General features: G+C 60.9%; 28 protein-coding genes. All 28 read right to left on the bottom strand.

Annotated features, from left to right (window positions below; genetic code table 11):
• The 28 genes from rpsM to rpsL all read right to left on the bottom strand — a co-directional run bounded on the left by rpsM (position 1) and on the right by rpsL (position 15,860).
• Complete coding sequence (gene rpsM / locus RSO41_RS08995) at positions 1-357, bottom strand: 30S ribosomal protein S13 (protein WP_149322606.1); 357 nt, start codon at positions 355-357, stop codon at positions 1-3.
• Positions 358-624: 267 nt separating this feature from the next.
• Complete coding sequence (rpmJ, locus tag RSO41_RS08990) at positions 625-738, bottom strand: 50S ribosomal protein L36 (protein WP_008959154.1); 114 nt, start codon at positions 736-738, stop codon at positions 625-627.
• 52 nt (positions 739-790) lie between these two features.
• Entirely contained in the window at positions 791-2,122 is a 1,332-nt protein-coding gene (gene secY / locus RSO41_RS08985) for a preprotein translocase subunit SecY (protein ID WP_315618760.1), read from the bottom strand.
• Positions 2,123-2,557, bottom strand: coding sequence for a 50S ribosomal protein L15 (rplO, locus tag RSO41_RS08980; RefSeq protein WP_315618759.1), 435 nt, complete (start codon positions 2,555-2,557; stop codon positions 2,123-2,125).
• Between the two features lie 3 nt (positions 2,558-2,560).
• Positions 2,561-2,743, bottom strand: a complete 183-nt coding sequence (gene rpmD / locus RSO41_RS08975; protein ID WP_040183116.1) for a 50S ribosomal protein L30 — start codon at positions 2,741-2,743, stop codon at positions 2,561-2,563.
• A 5-nt stretch (positions 2,744-2,748) separates the two neighbouring features.
• Entirely contained in the window at positions 2,749-3,249 is a 501-nt protein-coding gene (rpsE, locus tag RSO41_RS08970) for a 30S ribosomal protein S5 (RefSeq protein ID WP_315618758.1), read from the bottom strand.
• Positions 3,250-3,260: 11 nt separating this feature from the next.
• The gene (rplR, locus tag RSO41_RS08965) at positions 3,261-3,611 is read right to left on the bottom strand and encodes a 50S ribosomal protein L18 (protein WP_315618757.1); all 351 of its coding nucleotides are present in this window, start codon (positions 3,609-3,611) and stop codon (positions 3,261-3,263) included.
• 9 nt (positions 3,612-3,620) lie between these two features.
• A complete protein-coding gene (rplF, locus tag RSO41_RS08960; protein WP_315618756.1) occupies positions 3,621-4,151 on the bottom strand; it encodes a 50S ribosomal protein L6 in 531 nt (176 codons plus the stop codon).
• Between the two features lie 9 nt (positions 4,152-4,160).
• Complete coding sequence (rpsH, locus tag RSO41_RS08955; RefSeq protein ID WP_275288014.1) at positions 4,161-4,553, bottom strand: 30S ribosomal protein S8; 393 nt, start codon at positions 4,551-4,553, stop codon at positions 4,161-4,163.
• Positions 4,554-4,585: 32 nt separating this feature from the next.
• Positions 4,586-4,891, bottom strand: coding sequence for a 30S ribosomal protein S14 (rpsN, locus tag RSO41_RS08950; RefSeq protein ID WP_315618755.1), 306 nt, complete (start codon positions 4,889-4,891; stop codon positions 4,586-4,588).
• Positions 4,892-4,901: 10 nt separating this feature from the next.
• Positions 4,902-5,441 (bottom strand): 50S ribosomal protein L5, encoded by a 540-nt coding sequence (gene rplE / locus RSO41_RS08945; RefSeq protein ID WP_275288016.1) that lies wholly within the window; start codon positions 5,439-5,441, stop codon positions 4,902-4,904.
• 18 nt (positions 5,442-5,459) lie between these two features.
• The gene (gene rplX, locus RSO41_RS08940; protein ID WP_315618754.1) at positions 5,460-5,777 is read right to left on the bottom strand and encodes a 50S ribosomal protein L24; all 318 of its coding nucleotides are present in this window, start codon (positions 5,775-5,777) and stop codon (positions 5,460-5,462) included.
• Positions 5,778-5,791: 14 nt separating this feature from the next.
• Positions 5,792-6,163 carry a 50S ribosomal protein L14 gene (gene rplN, locus RSO41_RS08935; protein ID WP_064700141.1) on the bottom strand — a complete coding sequence of 124 codons (372 nt, stop codon included), beginning with the start codon at positions 6,161-6,163 and terminating at the stop codon, positions 5,792-5,794.
• Between the two features lie 52 nt (positions 6,164-6,215).
• On the bottom strand, positions 6,216-6,476 hold the full coding sequence (rpsQ, locus tag RSO41_RS08930; protein ID WP_275288017.1) for a 30S ribosomal protein S17: 261 nt from the start codon (positions 6,474-6,476) through the stop codon (positions 6,216-6,218).
• 1 nt (position 6,477) lies between these two features.
• The gene (gene rpmC / locus RSO41_RS08925; protein WP_013331000.1) at positions 6,478-6,669 is read right to left on the bottom strand and encodes a 50S ribosomal protein L29; all 192 of its coding nucleotides are present in this window, start codon (positions 6,667-6,669) and stop codon (positions 6,478-6,480) included.
• The gene (rplP, locus tag RSO41_RS08920) at positions 6,669-7,082 is read right to left on the bottom strand and encodes a 50S ribosomal protein L16 (protein ID WP_149322616.1); all 414 of its coding nucleotides are present in this window, start codon (positions 7,080-7,082) and stop codon (positions 6,669-6,671) included. Before rplP ends, rpmC begins: the two co-directional genes overlap by 1 nt.
• 15 nt (positions 7,083-7,097) lie before the next feature.
• Positions 7,098-7,796, bottom strand: coding sequence for a 30S ribosomal protein S3 (gene rpsC, locus RSO41_RS08915; protein ID WP_064700139.1), 699 nt, complete (start codon positions 7,794-7,796; stop codon positions 7,098-7,100).
• 11 nt (positions 7,797-7,807) lie between these two features.
• Positions 7,808-8,140, bottom strand: a complete 333-nt coding sequence (gene rplV, locus RSO41_RS08910) for a 50S ribosomal protein L22 (RefSeq protein ID WP_275288018.1) — start codon at positions 8,138-8,140, stop codon at positions 7,808-7,810.
• 18 nt (positions 8,141-8,158) lie between these two features.
• Positions 8,159-8,434: a 30S ribosomal protein S19 gene (gene rpsS / locus RSO41_RS08905; protein WP_013330996.1), complete on the bottom strand. Its 276-nt coding sequence runs from the start codon at positions 8,432-8,434 to the stop codon at positions 8,159-8,161.
• 33 nt (positions 8,435-8,467) lie between these two features.
• Positions 8,468-9,298 carry a 50S ribosomal protein L2 gene (gene rplB, locus RSO41_RS08900; protein WP_275288019.1) on the bottom strand — a complete coding sequence of 277 codons (831 nt, stop codon included), beginning with the start codon at positions 9,296-9,298 and terminating at the stop codon, positions 8,468-8,470.
• Between the two features lie 17 nt (positions 9,299-9,315).
• The gene (rplW, locus tag RSO41_RS08895; RefSeq protein WP_013330994.1) at positions 9,316-9,612 is read right to left on the bottom strand and encodes a 50S ribosomal protein L23; all 297 of its coding nucleotides are present in this window, start codon (positions 9,610-9,612) and stop codon (positions 9,316-9,318) included.
• A complete protein-coding gene (gene rplD, locus RSO41_RS08890) occupies positions 9,609-10,217 on the bottom strand; it encodes a 50S ribosomal protein L4 (RefSeq protein ID WP_275288020.1) in 609 nt (202 codons plus the stop codon). Before rplD ends, rplW begins: the two co-directional genes overlap by 4 nt.
• A gap of 13 nt (positions 10,218-10,230) precedes the next feature.
• Complete coding sequence (gene rplC / locus RSO41_RS08885; RefSeq protein ID WP_275288021.1) at positions 10,231-10,869, bottom strand: 50S ribosomal protein L3; 639 nt, start codon at positions 10,867-10,869, stop codon at positions 10,231-10,233.
• A gap of 156 nt (positions 10,870-11,025) precedes the next feature.
• The gene (gene rpsJ, locus RSO41_RS08880) at positions 11,026-11,337 is read right to left on the bottom strand and encodes a 30S ribosomal protein S10 (RefSeq protein ID WP_010626466.1); all 312 of its coding nucleotides are present in this window, start codon (positions 11,335-11,337) and stop codon (positions 11,026-11,028) included.
• Between the two features lie 162 nt (positions 11,338-11,499).
• Entirely contained in the window at positions 11,500-12,693 is a 1,194-nt protein-coding gene (gene tuf, locus RSO41_RS08875; RefSeq protein ID WP_275288022.1) for an elongation factor Tu, read from the bottom strand.
• A gap of 29 nt (positions 12,694-12,722) precedes the next feature.
• On the bottom strand, positions 12,723-14,843 hold the full coding sequence (gene fusA / locus RSO41_RS08870; RefSeq protein WP_315618751.1) for an elongation factor G: 2,121 nt from the start codon (positions 14,841-14,843) through the stop codon (positions 12,723-12,725).
• Positions 14,844-14,888: 45 nt separating this feature from the next.
• A complete protein-coding gene (rpsG, locus tag RSO41_RS08865; protein ID WP_013330989.1) occupies positions 14,889-15,359 on the bottom strand; it encodes a 30S ribosomal protein S7 in 471 nt (156 codons plus the stop codon).
• Positions 15,360-15,485: 126 nt separating this feature from the next.
• On the bottom strand, positions 15,486-15,860 hold the full coding sequence (gene rpsL, locus RSO41_RS08860) for a 30S ribosomal protein S12 (RefSeq protein ID WP_013330988.1): 375 nt from the start codon (positions 15,858-15,860) through the stop codon (positions 15,486-15,488).
• Positions 15,861-15,905 lie beyond the last annotated feature (45 nt).

Here is a 15,905-nt window from a genome sequence, read left to right as displayed (position 1 = left end):
TTATTTGCGAATCGGCTTGCGCGGGCCCTTGCGGGTACGCGCATTGGTCTTGGTACGCTGACCGTTCAGCGGAAGACCACGACGATGACGCAGACCACGATAGCAACCCAGGTCCATGAGACGCTTGATGTTCAGCGTCACATCACGACGAAGATCGCCTTCAACGGTATGCTTGCCGACCTCGGCACGAAGGGTGTCCACTTCTTCAGAGGACAGTTCCTGAACCTTGGTGGTCGGTGCGATGCCGGCCGCGACACAGATTTCCTGAGCGCGCGTACGGCCAATCCCGAAGATATAGGTCAGCGAGATCGCCGCATGCTTGTTGTCCGGGATATTGACGCCTGCAATACGGGCCATCAGCTTACTCCGAAGTTTGCGAAAAACCGCTTGAATGGCTGCCCGGGCGAATCGCTTCGTTGCGCGGTGCTCGAAATCCTCACCTATACCAATAGGCTCTGGTTCCTGCGCGCCGTGCGCCTAGCGCTTCACTCCGCACGCCGATTCAGTCGGCGTTTTCTGAGCGGCTTGCTCGTTTAATCATCTACAAAAGGCGCAACAGCATACCCCTTTCCCTACCAGAGGGCAAGGGGCATGCCGGCACCCGGTTCATGACAGCCCAGGGACTCAGCCCTGGCGCTGCTTGTGCCGCGGCTCGCTGCAGATGACGCGCACGGCGCCATTGCGACGAATGATCTTGCAGTTGCGGCACATTTTCTTCACGGAAGCTCGAACTTTCATCGTTCTTTCTCCAAATTCGGCTCGCGGCGCGTCAAATCGGTCGACGGCGCCTTCAGCGCATCATGCCGCCGCTGCCGTAGCCTTTCAGGTTCGACTTCTTCATCACCGACTCGTACTGATGCGACATGAGGTGCGACTGCACCTGGGCCATGAAGTCCATGATGACCACGACCACGATCAGCAGCGAGGTACCGCCGAAGAAGAACGGCACGTTCCAGGCCACGATCAGGAACTGGGGCATCAGGGAAACCGCAGTGATGTAGAGAGCACCGAACAAGGTCAAGCGCGTCATGACCTTGTCGACGTAGCGAGCGGTCTGCTCACCGGGACGGATACCCGGCAGGAAGGCCCCCGACTTCTTGAGATTGTCGGCGACATCCTTGGGGTTGAAGACCAGCGCTGTGTAAAAGAAGCAGAAGAATACCACCGCCGCCGCGAAAAGCAAGATGTAAAGCGGCTGACCAGGACCCAGGGCCTGGGATGCCCGCTGCAGCCACTCCATGCCGTCCCCGGCACCGATCCACTGCCCCAGCGATGCCGGGAACAGCAGGATGCTCGAGGCAAAGATCGCCGGAATCACGCCCGCCATGTTCACCTTCAGCGGCAGGTAGCTGCTCTGGCCGGCATACATCTTGTTACCGACCTGACGACGCGGATAGTTCACCGTAAGGCGGCGCTGGCCACGCTCGATGAATACCACGAAGGCCACGGTGGCGATGCCCAGCGCGGACAGGGCCAACAGCGGCAGCACGTTCCAGGCGCCCTCGTTGCGGGCCAGCTCGAAAGCTTGCCCCACGGCACCCGGCAACCCAGCGACGATCCCCGAGAAAATCAGCAGCGAAATGCCGTTGCCGATACCCTTCTCGGTGATCTGCTCGCCCAGCCACATCAGGAACACCGCCCCGCAGACGAAGGTCACGATGGCGGTGAAATAGAAGCTGAAATCGGCCGTATAGGCGATCCCTTGACTCGCCAGGCCGACGGACATGCCGGTGGCCTGGATGAGCGCCAGGAGCACGGTGCCATAGCGCGTGTACTGGCTGATCTTGCGACGCCCGGCCTCGCCTTCCTTCTTCAACTGCTCGAGCTGGGGCGAGACGGCGGTCAGCAGCTGCATGATGATCGACGCCGAGATGTAGGGCATGATGCCCAGGGCGAGGATACTCATGCGCTCCAGGGCACCGCCCGAGAACATGTTGAACATGCCCAGGATGGTGCCCTGCTGCTCCCTGAACAAGGCAGCAAGCTGGTCAGGATTGATACCGGGAACGGGGATGTGGGCACCGATACGGTAGACCACGATGGCGAGGAGCACGAAGCGCAGACGCGCCCATAGTTCACTCAGACCGCTGCCCATCGCCGGCATGTTTCCTGACTTGGCCATTTAGTCCTCTACCTTGCCGCCAGCAGCTTCGATCGCGGCACGGGCACCCTTGGTGACCTTGAGGCCGCGGACGGTAACCGCTTGGTTCAGTTCGCCGGAAAGGATCACCTTGGCATACCGTGTGGCATCCTTGAGCACGTTGGCTTGCTTGAGGGTTTCCAGGGTGACCTCGCCACCTTCGACCCGGGCCAGTTCGGCCAGGCGGACTTCCTCGGAAGCCAGGGCCTTGGCAGAGGTGAAACCGAACTTCGGCAGACGACGCTGCAGCGGCATCTGACCGCCCTCGAAGCCGGGCTTCACGCTACCGCCACTACGCGACTTGAGACCCTTGTGGCCACGGCCACCGGTCTTGCCCAGACCGGAGCCCATGCCACGGCCGACGCGCTTCTCGGCGTGCTTGGAGCCCGGTGCCGGGCTCAGGCTATTGAGTTTCATGGATTACTCTCCCTCAACACGCACAAGGTAATTCACCTTGTGGATCATGCCGCGCACGGCAGGGGTGTCTTCCAGTTCGACCGTGTGACCGATACGACGCAGGCCGAGGCCATTCATGGTGGCCTTGTGCTTGGCCAGCACGCCGATGGTACTGCGGGTCTGGGTAACCTTGATCGTTGCTGACATGGTGTTTACCCCGTGATCGCTTCGACTGACAGACCGCGCTTGGCAGCCACGTCTTCCGGCGACCGCTGAGCGGTCAGGCCATTGACAGTCGCCCGTACCACGTTCACCGGATTGGTGGAGCCGTAGCACTTGGCCAGAACGTCGTGGACACCGGCCAGCTCGAGCACGGAGCGCATGGCACCGCCAGCGATGATCCCGGTACCTTCGGAAGCCGGCTGCATGTACACCTTGGAGGCGCCGTGACGGGCCTTGACGGAATACTGCAGGGTATTGCCGGAAAGGTTGACCTTGACCATGTTGCGGCGCGCCTGGTCCATGGCCTTCTGGATGGCCACCGGGACCTCACGAGCCTTGCCGCGACCGAAGCCGACACGACCGTTACCGTCGCCCACGACGGTCAAGGCGGTGAAGCCGAAGATTCGCCCCCCCTTGACCACCTTGGCGACACGGTTGACCTGCACGAGCTTTTCCTGCAGATCGCCGTTTTGCTGTTCGTTCTTCGCCATCGTAAAACCCTTTAGAATTCCAGGCCGCCTTCACGAGCGGCGTCGGCCAGGGCCTTGACGCGGCCGTGGTACTTGAAACCGGCGCGATCGAAAGCCACTTGGGTGATGCCAGCCTGCTTGGCGCGCTCGGCAATCATTTCGCCGACCTTGCTGGCAGCGTCGACATTGCCGGTCGCTCCCTCGCGCAGGGCCTTGTCCAGCGTGGACGCACTGGCCAGGACCTTGCCACCATCCGGCGAGATGATCTGCGCATAGATGTGGCGCGGGGTACGATTGACGCACAGGCGATGCACGCCCAGCTCGCGGATCTTGGCACGAGCGCGGCGGGCACGACGGAGACGAGATTCTTTCTTCGCGTTCATAACCCTGCCTTACTTCTTCTTGGCTTCTTTGCGACGGATCTGCTCGTCACCATACCGAATCCCCTTGCCCTTGTAGGGCTCGGGCGGACGGAAGGCACGGATTTCCGCAGCGACCTGGCCGAGCTTCTGCTTGTCCGCGCTTTTCAGCACGATCGTGGTGTTCTTCGGCGTTTCCGCCGTGACACCCTCGGGCAGTTCATAGTCGACCGGGTGGGAGAAGCCCAGTGTCAGGTTGAGCGTCTGGCCCTTGGCTTGGGCACGATAACCGACGCCGTTGATTTCGAGGGTCCGGGTGAAGCCCTCGGACACACCGGTGACCAGGTTCTGAACCAGGGCACGGGTAGTGCCGACCATTGCCCAGCTCTTGGCGGACTCGCTCGGCTTGAAAGACAGCTGACCGTCTTCCTGGCCGATCGCCACGTCGGGGTGCACGGCCATGGACAGCGTGCCCTGGCCGCCCTTCACGGACAGCTGATCGCCATCGAGCTTGATCTCGACGCCGCTGGGCAGTTTAACCGGATATTTGGCTACGCGGGACATTCCAAACTCCTAGAATACGGTGCAGATGACTTCACCACCGACACCAGCCTGGCGAGCCGCACGGTCTGTCATCACCCCTTGAGAGGTGGTGACGATCGCGATACCCAGGCCATCGGCAACCTTGGGCAGAGATTCCTTGCCCTTGTAGTTGCGCAGGGACGGCTTGGAGACCCGCTGCAGATGCTCGATGACCGGCTTGCCTTCGAAGTACTTGAGGGTCACGTTCAGCTCGGGCTTGGCCGAGTCGCTGACGTCATAGTCAGTGACGTACCCTTCTTCCTTCAGCACGCGGGCCACCTCGACCTTGAGCTTGGAAGACGGCATGGAAACCGTCTCCTTGGTGGCCATCTGCGCATTGCGGATACGGGTAAACATATCCGCCAGAGTGTCTTGCATGCTCATTTACGTTGCGCTCCTGATGATTCTACGTGGCGTTACCAGCTGGACTTCTTGAGCCCGGGCACGTCGCCACGCATGGCGGCTTCACGCAGCTTGTTACGGCCGAGGCCGAACTTGTTGTAGTAGCCGTGCGGACGGCCGGTGACGCGACAGCGGTTGCGCTTGCGCACCGGGCTGGAGTCACGCGGCAGCTGCTGCAACTTGAGCTGTGCATCGAAGCGCTCTTCGTCAGAAGCGTTCACGTCCTGGATAATCGCCTTGAGCTCGGCGCGCTTGGCGGAGTACTTCTCCACCAGCTTGGCGCGCTTCGCCTCACGCTCTACCATGCTTTTCTTTGCCATGATCCCACCCTTATCTCTTGAACGGGAAGTTCAGCGCGCCAAGCAGCGCACGACCTTCTTCATCGGTGTTGGCGGTGGTGGTAATGGTGACATCCAGACCACGGATCCGATCGATCTTATCATATTCGATCTCCGGGAAGATGATCTGTTCACGCACCCCCATGGAGTAGTTGCCACGACCGTCGAAGGACTTCGGGTTGAGACCACGGAAGTCACGAACGCGGGGGATCGCGATATTCACCAGGCGATCGAGGAAGTCCCACATACGCTCACGGCGCAGGGTCACCTTGATCCCGATCGGCCAGCCTTCACGCACCTTGAAGCCCGCGATGGACTTGCGTGCCTTGGTTACCAGCGGCTTCTGACCGGACAGCTTCTCCAGGTCGCCGATGGCGTTGTCGATCAGCTTCTTATCGCTGATCGCGTCGCCGATGCCCATGTTCAGAGTCACCTTGGTGATCCGGGGCACCTGCATCACGTTGGCGTAGCTGAACTGCTCTTGCAGCTGAGCCGCCACCTCGTTTTGATAACGTTCTTTCAAGTTCGCCATTTTGCTACCCGACTCGCGTTAAGCGTCGATCTGCGCTTGCGTCGACTTGTAGATACGTACCTTGGTACCGTCTTCCTGAACCTGGAAGCCGACGCGATCCGCTTTACCGGTCTCCTGGTTGAAGATGGCAACGTTGGACGCGTGAATCGGAGCCTCGCGCTCGACGATACCGCCCTGATTACCCGCCATGGGATTGGGCTTGGTGTGACGTTTGATCATGTTCACACCGGACACGACATAGCGTTCGTCCTGGAGGACGCGCTTGACCGTGCCACGCTTGCCCTTGTCCTTGCCGGCGATGACGATCACTTCGTCGTCACGTTTGATCTTTTGCATATCCGCCTCGCTCCTTACAGCACTTCAGGCGCCAAGGAAATGATCTTCATGAACTTCTCGTTACGAAGCTCACGGGTCACCGGCCCAAAGATCCGGGTACCGACCGGCTGTTCGTTGATGTTGTTCAACAAAACGGCCGCATTTCCATCGAAGCGAATCAGCGAGCCGTCGTTACGACGGACGCCACTACGGGTGCGGACCACCACCGCCTTGAGGACCTGGCCTTTCTTGACCCGGCCACGCGGAATGGCTTCCTTCACCGTGACTTTGATGATATCGCCGACGCGGGCATAACGGCGGTGCGAACCACCGAGCACCTTGATGCACTGCACCCGGCGCGCCCCGCTGTTGTCGGCGACATCCAGCATTGTCTGAGTCTGAATCATCGGTTTTCTCCAAACCTAATCTGACTGCGCAGGCTTGACTGGCGTTAGCCGATCAACCCTTGGCCTGTTCGACGACTTCGACCAGCGTCCAAGCCTTGTTCTTGGACAGCGGACGGCACTCCTCGATGGACACCGTGTCACCGGCCTTGGCCTGGTTGGTCGCGTCGTGGGCGTGCAGCTTGGTGGAGCGCTTGACGTACTTGCCATAGATCGGGTGGCGCTCACGACGCTCGATCATGACGACGATGGACTTGTCCATCTTGTCGCTCACCACCTTGCCGGTGAGCGTACGGGCTTTCTTTGCTTCGGCCATCTCAGACACCTGCCTTCTCGTTGAGCACAGTCTTCACACGGGCAATATCCCGACGAACCTGCTTGAGCAGATGAGTCTGGCTCAACTGGCCGGTGGCCTTCTGCATGCGCAGGTTGAACTGCTCACGGAGGAGTTCGAAGAGCTGCTCCTGGAGCTGTTCTGCTGACTTCTCGCGAATTTCCTGGGCTTTCATCACATCACCGTCCGTTTCACAAAGGTGGTGGAGACCGGGAACTTCTGTGCGGCCAGGCCGAATGCCTCGCGAGCCAGCTCCTCGGATACGCCTTCGATCTCGTACAGGACACGGCCGGGCTGAATCTGTGCGACCCAGTACTCGACGGAGCCCTTGCCCTTACCCATGCGGACTTCCAACGGCTTCTTGGAAATCGGCTTGTCGGGGAAGACCCGGATCCAGATCTTGCCGCCACGCTTGACGTGACGCGTGATCGCACGACGACCAGCTTCGATCTGACGGGCGGTGACACGACCCCGGCCAGTGGCCTTGAGGCCATACTCGCCGAAGCTTACCTTGTTGCCGCGATGCGCGAGGCCGCGATTACGACCTTTCTGCACCTTGCGGAACTTGAGACGCTTGGGTTGTAACATCGATTCGCTCTCCCCTTACCTGGAACCTTTCTTCTTGGAGGGCGCGCCTTGGGACTGCTTGGCCTTGGCGCGGACCTCCTCGATGCCCCCGAGGATTTCACCCTTGAAGATCCAGACCTTGACACCAATGATGCCGTAGGTGGTCTTAGCTTCGTAGGTGGCGAAGTCGATGTCCGCACGCAGGGTATGCAGCGGCACACGACCCTCGCGGTACCACTCGGTACGGGCGATTTCCGCGCCGCCGAGACGGCCGGAGAGCTGCACCTTGATACCGCCGGCGCCCAGGCGCATGGCATTCTGGACGGAACGCTTCATCGCGCGACGGAACATCACACGACGCTCGAGCTGGCCGGCGATATTCTGTGCCACGAGCTTGGCGTCGAGTTCCGGCTTGCGGACTTCCTCGATGTTGACGTGCACCGGCACGCCCATCATCTGAGCAAGGTCACGACGAAGCTTGTCGACATCCTCGCCCTTCTTGCCGATCACGATACCCGGACGCGCGGTATGGATGGTGATACGGGCGTTATTGGCCGGACGCTCGATGATGATGTTGCTCACCGAGGCATTCTTCAGCCGTTCCTCGAGGAAGCGACGCACTTCGAGGTCGTTGTTCAGCTTGTCGGCATAGGCGCCGCGCTCGGCATACCAGACCGAGGTATGGTCCTTGACGATACCCAGGCGAATGCCTGTCGGATTGACTTTCTGACCCATCTGGTCGACTCCTACTTCTCGGCTACCTTGACGGTGATGTGGCAGGTGCGCTTCAGGATACGGTCCGCACGGCCCTTGGCCCGCGGCCGGATGCGCTTGAGCGTCATGCCCTCATCGACGCAGATGGTCGAGACACGCAGCTCGTCGATATCCATGCCGTTGTTTTCTTCCGCATTCGCGATGGCGGACTGCAGCACCTTCTTGACCAGCTTTGAGGCCTTCTTCGGGGAGAAGGTCAGCAGGTCGAGCGCCTCGGCGACCGGCTTATCGCGCACCTGGTCAGCCACCAAACGGGCCTTCTGGGCGGATAAACGAGCGCCACGCAGCTTTGCTGTGACTTCCATCTCTAATCCTCTCTCGGCTTACCGTTTGGCTTTCTTGTCCGCCGCATGACCGCGATACGTGCGGGTGGCAGCGAATTCGCCCAGCTTGTGGCCAACCATTTCCTCGGAGACATGCACCGGGACGTGTTGGCGACCGTTATGGACTGCAATGGTGAGCCCGACCATGTTGGGCAGGATCATCGAACGACGCGACCAGGTCTTGATCGGTTTGCGGTCGTTCTTTTCCACTGCAACCTCAACCTTCTTCAACAGGTGAAGGTCAATAAAAGGACCTTTCTTCAGTGAACGTGGCACAGCCGTTACCTCTTGATGTCTTGGCGTTGGATCTTACTTCCGGGCCTTGCGGCGACGGACGATCAGCTTGTCGGTGCGCTTGTTCTTGCGGGTCTTGTGGCCCTTGGTGGGGATACCCCACGGAGACACCGGATGACGACCACCGCTGGAGCGGCCTTCACCACCACCATGGGGGTGATCCACCGGGTTCATGGCCACACCGCGAACAGACGGGCGCACACCTCTCCAGCGCTTCGCACCGGCCTTGCCAAGCTGACGCAGGCTGTGCTCGGTGTTGCTCACTTCACCCAGGGTCGCACGGCACTCGGCCAGCACCTTGCGCATCTCGCCGGAGCGCAGACGCAGGGTGGCGTAGTTGCCTTCACGGGCGACCAGCTGCGCACTGGTACCGGCACTGCGCGCGATCTGAGCACCCTTGCCGGGCTTGAGCTCGATGCAATGCACGGTGGAACCCAGCGGGATGTTGCGCAGCGGCAGGGCGTTGCCCTTCTTGATCGGCGCGTTGACGCCGGACTCGAGACGGTCGCCGGCACTCACGCCGCGCGGGGCGATGATGTAACGACGCTCGCCGTCCAGGTACTTGAGCAGCGCGATATGAGCACTGCGATTCGGATCGTGTTCCAGACGCTCGACGATGGCCGGAACGCCATCCTTGGTGCGCTTGAAATCGATGATCCGATAATGCTGACGGTGCCCACCGCCCACGTGGCGGGTGGTGATACGACCGTTGTTGTTACGCCCACCGGACTTGGACTGTTTCTCGAGCAGCGGCGCGTAGGCGCGGCCCTTGTACAGTTCCTCGCCGACGATCTTGACGACGTGGCGACGACCGGCGGATGTGGGTTTAGTCTTGACGATTGCCATGATCCGTACTCCTGCCCTTATTCGGCGCCAGAGAAGTCTTCAAGCGTTTCGCCGGCGGCCAGTGTCACGTACGCCTTGCGATAACCCTTGCGCTGACCGAGACCGTTCGCGCTGCGCTTGGTCTTGCCCTTGATGTTCAGCACCTGAACGCGGTCAACCTTCTTGCCGAACAGTTCCTGTACGGCGACCTTGATCTCGGGCTTGGTCGCGTCGTCCGCCACCTTGAACACGTACTGGTTGCGCTCGGCGGCCATGGCGGCCTTCTCGGTCACGTGCGGACCCAGCAGCACCTTGAATACACGTTCCTGGTTCATGCCAGCTTCTCCTCGAATTTGCGCAGAGCGGAGACGGTGGCCAGTACCTTGTCGAAGGCGACCAGGCTCACCGGGTCGGCGGCGGCGACGTCCACCACATCCACGTTGGGGATGTTGCGGGCGGCGAGGTAGAGGTTCTCGTCAACCTCTTCGGTGACGATCAGCACCTTCTCCAGACCCAGCTCACCGAGCTTGGCGACCAGCTGCTTGGTCTTGGGGCTCTCGACGCCGAAGGCATCGACGGCCACCAGGCGCTCCTGACGAACCAGCTCGGACAGGATCGAACGCATGGCCGCACGATACATCTTGCGATTGACCTTCTGAGCGTGGTCCTGCGGACGGGCCGCAAAGGTCACGCCACCGGCACGCCAGATCGGCGAGCGAATGGTGCCGGCACGGGCACGACCGGTGCCCTTCTGGCGCCACGGCTTCTTGCCGCCGCCACGCACATCGGAGCGGTTCTTCTGGGCGCGAGTGCCCTGGCGACCACCGGCCAGATAGGCGGTGACAACCTGATGCACGAGCGCTTCGTTGAATTCTTTGGCGAAGGTAGCGTCGGACACTTCGACGGTGCCGGCACCGGCGCCTGCAAGATTCAGATTCATCGGTTAACTCCCCTCAGCCTGCTTTGACGGTGCTGCGCACGATGACATCGCTGCCGGTGGCACCGGGTACGGCACCCTTGATCAGCAGCAGATTGCGCTCGGCATCGACACGGACGACTTCCAGGGTCTGAACGGTGCAGCGGGCGTTGCCCATCTGACCGGCCATCTTCTTGCCCTTGAATACGCGACCCGGGGTCTGGCACATGCCGATGGAACCCGGTGCACGGTGGGCCAGGGAGTTACCGTGGCTATTGTCCTGGGTACGGAAATTCCAGCGCTTCACGGCGCCTTGATAACCCTTACCCTTGGAGGTACCGGTCACGTCGACACGTTGACCAGCTTCGAAGAGGGATACGGTGAGCTCGCCGCCCACTTCCGGAGCCTCGGCGCCTTCGTCCAGGCGGAACTCCATCAGCGAACGACCGGCCTCGACACCTGCCTTGGCGAATTCCCCAGCCTGGGCTTTCGACAGATGCTTGGCCTTGCGGGAGCCGGTTGTCACCTGAACCGCAGCGTAACCGTCGGAGTCGACGGACTTCACACGCGTCACGCGGTTGGGCTCAACCTCGATAACGGTCACGGGCACGGAGGCACCGTCCTCGGTAAAGACACGGGTCATCCCGGCCTTTTTACCGACCAAACCGATAGTCATGCTTAGTCTCCTTTAGTGTACGGGGCTATCACCCGCTATGGCTGCCCTTTCCAGAGCATTCCACTAGCACGTTGTGTGACGCCATCCCGGCGTGGCGGCTGCTGGACCTCGATGATTCGTGTGAGGAACGCTGGGCCGCGAGTGTCTAGTGTGGTATCAGTCGAGCTTGATCTGCACGTCCACGCCAGCGGCGAGGTCGAGCTTCATCAGGGCGTCAACGGTTTTCTCGGTGGGCTCGACGATATCGAGCACCCGCTTGTGCGTACGAATCTCGTACTGGTCACGAGCATCCTTGTTCACGTGCGGCGAGATCAGCACGGTATAGCGCTCGCGATTGGTCGGCAGAGGGATCGGACCCCGGACCTGGGCGCCGGTACGCTTGGCGGTATCCACGATCTCCGCAGCGGACTGGTCGATCAGGCGATGGTCGAAAGCCTTCAACCGAATGCGAATCTTCTGGTTCTGCATTTGCCCTAAACTCCAATGGATCTTGACGGCGCGAGCCGTCAACCCACGCATTCAAAGGATGCGCATTATAGGCGCACCAAAAACGAGAGTCAAACCCTCATCACGGTGCGCAGAAAGGGGCCCCTTCCGGAGCCCCCTTCGATCGAGCGAGAAGCGTAGCGCTTACTCGATGATCTTGGCCACGACACCGGCGCCGACGGTACGACCGCCTTCGCGAACGGCGAAGCGCAGGCCGTCATCCATGGCGACCGGAGCGATCAGGCTGACGACCATCTTGACGTTGTCGCCCGGCATGACCATCTCGACGCCTTCCGGCAGTTCACAGGTACCGGTGATGTCGGTGGTACGGAAGTAGAACTGCGGACGATAGCCCTTGAAGAACGGCGTGTGACGACCACCCTCGTCCTTGGACAGAACGTAGACCTCGGCCTCGAACTTGGTGTGCGGCGTAATGGTGCCCGGCTTGGCCAGGACCTGGCCACGCTCGACGTCGTCACGCTTGGTGCCACGCAGCAGGGCGCCGATGTTCTCGCCGGCACGACCTTCGTCGAGCAGCTTGCGGAACATCTCGACACCGGTAACGGTGGTCTTGGCGGTATCACGGATACCGACGATCTCGACTTCCTCGCCAGCCTTGACGACACCGCGCTCGACACGACCGGTGACCACGGTACCGCGACCAGAGATGGAGAAGACGTCCTCGATCGGCATCAGGAACGGCTGATCGATGGCACGCTCCGGCTCCGGGATGTAGGCGTCCAGAGCCTTGATCAGGTTGGCAACGGCGGTGGTACCCATGCCGTTGTCATCCTTGCCTTCCAGCGCCATCAGGGCGGAACCGGTGATGATCGGGCAGTCGTCGCCCGGGAAGTCGTACTCGTTGAGGAGTTCGCGGACTTCCATTTCGACCAGCTCGAGCAGCTCTTCGTCGTCGACCATGTCGGCCTTGTTCAGGAACACGACGATGGTCGGCACGCCGACCTGGCGAGACAGCAGGATGTGCTCGCGAGTCTGCGGCATGGGGCCGTCGGCGGCAGAACAGACCAGGATAGCACCGTCCATCTGGGCGGCACCGGTGATCATGTTCTTGACGTAGTCGGCGTGCCCCGGGCAGTCGACGTGAGCGTAGTGACGCTCTTCGGACTGATACTCGACGTGAGCGGTGGCGATGGTAATACCGCGCTCGCGCTCTTCCGGTGCGTTGTCGATGGAGTCGAACGCACGGGCATCACCGCCGAAGACTTCCGCGGACACACGAGTCAGGGCCGCAGTCAGCGTGGTCTTGCCATGGTCGACGTGACCGATGGTGCCGACGTTGACGTGCGTTTTGGAACGTTCGAATTTTTCCTTAGCCACTGCTATGACCTCTTTACGTTAGCTAACGGTTAACCGTTCTGATTGATGACGGCTTCAACGACGCTGGACGGCGCCTCTTCGTAATCCGCAAACTCCATGGTGTAGCTTGCGCGGCCCTGGCTTTGAGAACGCAGGTCTGTTGCGTAACCGAACATCTCAGCCAGCGGAACGGTGGCGCGGATGACCTTCCCGGCGGGCGTGTCATCCATCCCCTGAACCAGGCCTCGGCGGCGGTTCAGGTCACCCATGACATCCCCCATGAACTCCTCGGGTGTCACGACTTCGACCTTCATCACCGGCTCGAGCAACACGGCCTTGGCCTTGGGTGCGCCTTCCTTGATCGCCATGGAAGAGGCGACCTTGAACGCGGTCTCGTTCGAGTCCACGTCATGGTAGGAACCGTCGAACAGCGTAACCTTGACGTCAATCATCGGGTAGCCCGCGATGACACCGTTCTGGAGCTGCTCATAGGCTCCCTTCTCGACAGCGGGCACGTATTCCTTCGGAACCACGCCGCCGACGATTTCAGAAGCGAACTTGAAGTGCATGTCTTCGTCGTCGCCCTTGTCCTCGGCCGTCAACGGCTCGATGCGCAGGTGCACATGACCATACTGACCGCGGCCACCGGACTGACGGACGAACTTGCCTTCCTGCTCGACGCTGTGGCGAATGGTCTCGCGGTACGCCACCTGCGGCTTGCCGATATTGGCATCGACCTTGAACTCGCGACGCAGGCGATCGACGATGATGTCGAGGTGCAGCTCGCCCATGCCGGAGATGATGGTCTGGCCCGTCTCTTCGTCGGTCTTGACCTGGAAGGACGGATCTTCCTGAGCCAGCTTGCCCAGCGCCGTGCCCATCTTTTCCTGGTCAGGCTTGGACTTCGGCTCGACCGCCACGGAAATCACCGGATCCGGGAATTCCATGCGCTCCAGAACGATCTTGTCGGTCAGGTCACACAGGGTGTCGCCGGTGGTGACATCCTTCAGGCCGATGCAGGCGGCGATATCGCCGGCCAGCACTTCCTTGATCTCCTCGCGGGAGTTGGAGTGCATCTGGACGATACGGCCGACACGCTCCTTCTTCTCCTTGACGGAGTTGTAGACGCTGTCGCCCGACTTCAACACGCCGGAGTAGACGCGAATGAAGGTCAGGGTACCGACGAAGGGGTCAGTGGCGATCTTGAAGGCCAGGGCGGCAAAGGGCGCACTGTCGTCGGCCTCACGGGTCGCGACGGTACCGTCCTTGTCGTCCAGCTCACCTTCGATGGCCTTGACCTCGGTGGGCGACGGCATGTACTCGATCACGCCATCCAGCACCGCCTGCACGCCCTTGTTCTTGAACGCGGAGCCACAGGTGACCAGCACGATCTCGTTATCGAGAGTGCGGCGACGCAGACCAGCCTTGATGTCTTCCTCGGACAGATCCCCTTCTTCGAGATACTTGTCCATCAGCTCTTCGGACGCCTCGGCGGCAGACTCGACCATCTGCTCGCGATACTTCTGAGCGGTCTCTGCCAGGTCGGCCGGAATATCGACCAACTCGTAGTTCATCCCGAAGTTGCCTTCATCCCACTGGATGGCCTTCATGCGGATGAGATCGATGACGCCCTTGAACTCGTCTTCAGCGCCCCAGTTGAGCTGGATCGGCACGACATTGGCGCCCAGCTTGCTCTTGAGCTGGTCGAGCACCATGAAGTAGTCGGCACCGGCGCGGTCCATCTTGTTGACGAACACCATGCGCGGCACTTCGTACTTGTTGGCCTGACGCCAGACGGTCTCGGTCTGGGGCTGCACGCCGGAGCTGCCGCACAGCACCACCACCGCGCCGTCGAGCACGCGCAGGGAACGCTCCACCTCGATGGTGAAATCGACGTGTCCCGGGGTATCGATGATGTTGATGCGGTGCTCATCGAACTGCTTGTCCATGCCCTGCCAAAAGCAGGTGGTCGCCGCGGAGGTGATGGTGATACCACGCTCCTGCTCCTGCTGCATCCAGTCCATGGTGGCGGCACCATCATGGACTTCGCCGACCTTGTGAGAAAGGCCGGTATAGAACAGGATACGCTCGGTAGTAGTCGTCTTACCGGCGTCGACGTGGGCTACGATACCGATATTGCGGTAACGCTTGAGCGGAGTCTTGCGAGCCACGATGTAACTCCCGTTGGTTGGCGATGCGGTTTAGAAGCGCTGAACTTAGAACCGATAGTGAGAGAAGGCCTTGTTGGCCTCTGCCATACGATGCACGTCCTCACGCTTCTTGACGGCCGAACCCTTGCCTTCGGCGGCATCCAGCATCTCGCCAGCCAGACGCTGCACCATGGTCTTCTCGCCGCGGCGACGAGCGGCATCCACCATCCAGCGCATGGCCAGCGCCTGACGGCGGGACGGGCGCACTTCGACCGGCACCTGATAGGTCGCCCCGCCGACACGACGAGACTTGACCTCGACCATGGGCTGAATGGTTTCCAGCGCCTTGTCGAAGATCTCCAGCGGCTCTTCCTTGCTACGCTCGGCAACCCTGTCCAGCGCACCATAGACGATACGCTCAGCTACGGACTTCTTGCCGCTGATCATCAGGTGGTTCATGAACTTCGCCAGGCGCTCGGATCCGAACTTCGGATCCGGCAGAATCTCGCGCTTGGCCGCAACTCTTCTTCTAGGCATGATAAGCCCTCGTTCGAAGGGTCCTTCAGGTAAACCCGAGACGACGCAATGGCGCTCGACCTTACTCTTATCAGACCGTGACTATGAAACTTTCGGTGGCCGTAGCCGCTGCGTCGAACGCCTCGATCAGGCCTTCGGACGCTTGGTGCCGTACTTGGAACGGCCCTGCTTACGATTCTGAACGCCGGAGGTATCCAGAGCACCGCGCACGGTGTGATAACGGACACCCGGAAGGTCCTTGACCCGGCCGCCACGAATCAGGACCACGGAGTGCTCCTGAAGGTTGTGGCCTTCACCACCGATGTAGGAAGCCACCTCATAGCCGTTGGTCAGGCGCACACGGCAGACCTTACGCAGGGCCGAGTTCGGCTTCTTCGGTGTGGTGGTATAAACGCGGGTGCAGACGCCGCGCTTCTGCGGGCAAGCCTGCAGCGCCGGCACGTCGCTCTTGGCGGCCTGGCGCTTGCGCGGCTTGCGCACGAGCTGATTGATCGTTGCCATTTATTGCTCCAAATGGGTTGCCTTGGCGGAAGCGAGTAGCCGTTC

This window comes from Halomonas sp. I1, from assembly GCF_032334135.1.
Taxonomy (GTDB): Bacteria; Pseudomonadota; Gammaproteobacteria; order Pseudomonadales; family Halomonadaceae; genus Halomonas.
Note: the sequence above shows the minus strand (reverse complement) of the source record. Positions and strands in the feature narration are given on the sequence as shown.

Bases quoted from the DNA above. Each gene is read 5' to 3' on its own strand.
- rpsH (WP_275288014.1), bottom strand. From the start codon at position 4,553: ATGAGCATGCAAGACACTCTGGCGGATATGTTTACCCGTATCCGCAAT.
- rpmC (WP_013331000.1), bottom strand. From the start codon at position 6,669: ATGAAAGCCCAGGAAATTCGCGAGAAGTCAGCAGAACAGCTCCAGGAG.
- rplV (WP_275288018.1), bottom strand. From the start codon at position 8,140: ATGGAAGTCACAGCAAAGCTGCGTGGCGCTCGTTTATCCGCCCAGAAG.
- rpmD (WP_040183116.1), bottom strand. From the start codon at position 2,743: ATGTCAGCAACGATCAAGGTTACCCAGACCCGCAGTACCATCGGCGTG.
- rpsN (WP_315618755.1), bottom strand. From the start codon at position 4,891: ATGGCAAAGAAAAGCATGGTAGAGCGTGAGGCGAAGCGCGCCAAGCTG.
- rplE (WP_275288016.1), bottom strand. From the start codon at position 5,441: ATGGCGAACTTGAAAGAACGTTATCAAAACGAGGTGGCGGCTCAGCTG.
- rpmJ (WP_008959154.1), bottom strand. From the start codon at position 738: ATGAAAGTTCGAGCTTCCGTGAAGAAAATGTGCCGCAACTGCAAGATC.
- secY (WP_315618760.1), bottom strand. From the start codon at position 2,122: ATGGCCAAGTCAGGAAACATGCCGGCGATGGGCAGCGGTCTGAGTGAA.
- rplF (WP_315618756.1), bottom strand. From the start codon at position 4,151: ATGTCCCGCGTAGCCAAATATCCGGTTAAACTGCCCAGCGGCGTCGAG.
- rpsE (WP_315618758.1), bottom strand. From the start codon at position 3,249: ATGGCGAAGAACGAACAGCAAAACGGCGATCTGCAGGAAAAGCTCGTG.
- rplB (WP_275288019.1), bottom strand. From the start codon at position 9,298: ATGGCAATCGTCAAGACTAAACCCACATCCGCCGGTCGTCGCCACGTC.
- rpsM (WP_149322606.1), bottom strand. From the start codon at position 357: ATGGCCCGTATTGCAGGCGTCAATATCCCGGACAACAAGCATGCGGCG.
- rplO (WP_315618759.1), bottom strand. From the start codon at position 2,557: ATGAAACTCAATAGCCTGAGCCCGGCACCGGGCTCCAAGCACGCCGAG.
- rplW (WP_013330994.1), bottom strand. From the start codon at position 9,612: ATGAACCAGGAACGTGTATTCAAGGTGCTGCTGGGTCCGCACGTGACC.
- rplR (WP_315618757.1), bottom strand. From the start codon at position 3,611: ATGAACGCGAAGAAAGAATCTCGTCTCCGTCGTGCCCGCCGCGCTCGT.
- rplC (WP_275288021.1), bottom strand. From the start codon at position 10,869: ATGACTATCGGTTTGGTCGGTAAAAAGGCCGGGATGACCCGTGTCTTT.
- rpsJ (WP_010626466.1), bottom strand. From the start codon at position 11,337: ATGCAGAACCAGAAGATTCGCATTCGGTTGAAGGCTTTCGACCATCGC.
- rplD (WP_275288020.1), bottom strand. From the start codon at position 10,217: ATGAATCTGAATCTTGCAGGCGCCGGTGCCGGCACCGTCGAAGTGTCC.
- rplP (WP_149322616.1), bottom strand. From the start codon at position 7,082: ATGTTACAACCCAAGCGTCTCAAGTTCCGCAAGGTGCAGAAAGGTCGT.
- rpsL (WP_013330988.1), bottom strand. From the start codon at position 15,860: ATGGCAACGATCAATCAGCTCGTGCGCAAGCCGCGCAAGCGCCAGGCC.
- rplN (WP_064700141.1), bottom strand. From the start codon at position 6,163: ATGATTCAGACTCAGACAATGCTGGATGTCGCCGACAACAGCGGGGCG.
- rpsQ (WP_275288017.1), bottom strand. From the start codon at position 6,476: ATGGCCGAAGCAAAGAAAGCCCGTACGCTCACCGGCAAGGTGGTGAGC.
- rpsC (WP_064700139.1), bottom strand. From the start codon at position 7,796: ATGGGTCAGAAAGTCAATCCGACAGGCATTCGCCTGGGTATCGTCAAG.
- rpsG (WP_013330989.1), bottom strand. From the start codon at position 15,359: ATGCCTAGAAGAAGAGTTGCGGCCAAGCGCGAGATTCTGCCGGATCCG.
- rplX (WP_315618754.1), bottom strand. From the start codon at position 5,777: ATGCAAAAGATCAAACGTGACGACGAAGTGATCGTCATCGCCGGCAAG.